General features: G+C 46.3%; 2 protein-coding genes. Both read left to right on the top strand.

Features of this window, described 5'->3' with window-relative positions; all coding sequences use genetic code 11:
* The coding region (locus AC1DUR_RS25765) for a hypothetical protein (RefSeq protein WP_477722388.1) at positions 1 to 1101 on the top strand (1101 nt) is incomplete at its 5' end.
* 122 nt (positions 1102 to 1223) lie between these two features.
* The coding region (locus AC1DUR_RS25760) for a hypothetical protein (RefSeq protein ID WP_477722387.1) at positions 1224 to 1792 on the top strand (569 nt) is incomplete at its 3' end.

Here is a 1792-nt window from a genome sequence, read left to right as displayed (position 1 = left end):
GTGTTGCTCTATTCCGATGACCTACCAGTTGGATTTGATCTAAAGCAGGAACCATTCGATGAAGTTCTCACTATCGATCAACTTGGGCTGTTAAACTGGAAGGCTTGGGCCTTTGGTCATGCAGTTGTGGAGCTTTGCACTGCGGTGAAGGGGCCTGCAGCTGAGCTGCTTGCGCAACGACCGGACGTTGACAAGATTATGTACATCGATCCGGACATCAAGCTGTTTAGTTCATTGAGCTCGCTTGAGGCAATGCTTGATCAGCATGAGATTTTGCTGACGCCGCACCTGCTCGATGCTGAGCATGATATTGGTGCGATTCAGGATAATGAAATTTCAGCGCTGAAACACGGCGTTTATAATCTTGGTTTTTTTGCAGCTAGAACTTCTGGTCAAGGACTGGATTTTATCCGCTGGTGGGCAGAACGTCTGCGACTTTTCTGTCGTGATGACATTCCAGGTGGTCTTTTTACGGATCAGCGCTGGTGTGATCTGGCCCCAGCCTTTTTTAGCAGTCTGGGTATTGTTAGAGATCGGGGCTGCAATGTTGCGACATGGAATATAGCTCATCGTCGTCTTTCCAAGGACGATGCCGGAGTATTCCTTGTTGCGGGTACACCGCTACGCTTCTATCATTTCACCAGCTATGACAACGGCAATGGCGCTGCCATGCTCATGCGCTATGCCTCCAACCAGTCGATTGCTCATGAACTATGGGATACGTACGGAAAGGATTTGCTTGCAGAGGGGCAAGGTGATGCGCGTTACAAGGGCTGGTTTTACGGCCAATTCGAGAATGGTGAAACTATTCCGCGTGAATCACGGCGAATTTACCAAGCAAGACAAGATGTTCAGAAGGCATTTCCTGAGCCTTACAGTGTTGTAGAGCCATGTTTCCTGAGTTGGTGGAAGGCGGAAGTCGCACAAGGTAGTCTTCCGGGTTCCAATGGCGCTGGTATTAAACAGAGAACCCTGGTTGGCCAGGTTATACGGGGAGTTTTCTCGCCCAGTTACGGGTTTCGTGTTGCTAAATCAATGATGGGACTATTAAGGCGGGAGGGGATTTCGGGACTGATTCGACGAATCCGAAACTACTCGTAAGTATGTCATTTTTAGTCAACTGATTAACAAGTAGCAACTAAGCTTGTAAAGCTCAATGTTGCATAATTAGTGCTTTCCTGACCCTTCCGGTGGTCTCGGGATTAAAATATTGCTGGACAAAAATGCGAGTAGAGACAGAAAGAGTTTATTTATTGGCGATACCCTTGTTGGTGTCGATGGGGGTCGCGGCATTATTCTATCCAGGCTTCATGTCGTAYGACACCTTGCATGCGCTTCGCAGTGCAAGAATTGGAGTAACTGACTCAATGTGGCCGCCAATGGTTAGTTATGTCTGGCGTGCTGTTGACCTGGTGTCAGACAATCCTTCTGCTATGCATTTTTCGCAGATATTTCTTCTACTTTTTTCCATTTTTTTTATTGTATTTACTTTTACAGAAAAAATAGGATACACGACGGCATTCTTGCTTATTTATTTAACTATTCCTTCGGTGCTTGGTACCGTGGCAGTTATTTGGAAAGACGTGCTGATGGCGGCTTTTTTTCTGGCCGGTTTTGTGGTTATCGCCTCCATGAGACATGTCATGAATAGATGGGTGTTTATTCTCTTATCGCTGCTTGCCATATTTCTAATATTTCTCGGCGTTTGTTCAAGACATAATGCTATTACTGGCGCCATCCCCTTGCTCTTTTACCTTGCGTTGATCATGTGTTCGCGAGTACTAAAATCATC

It is taken from the genome of Polaromonas sp. P4_F4 (assembly GCF_056401355.1).
Note: the sequence above shows the minus strand (reverse complement) of the source record. Positions and strands in the feature narration are given on the sequence as shown.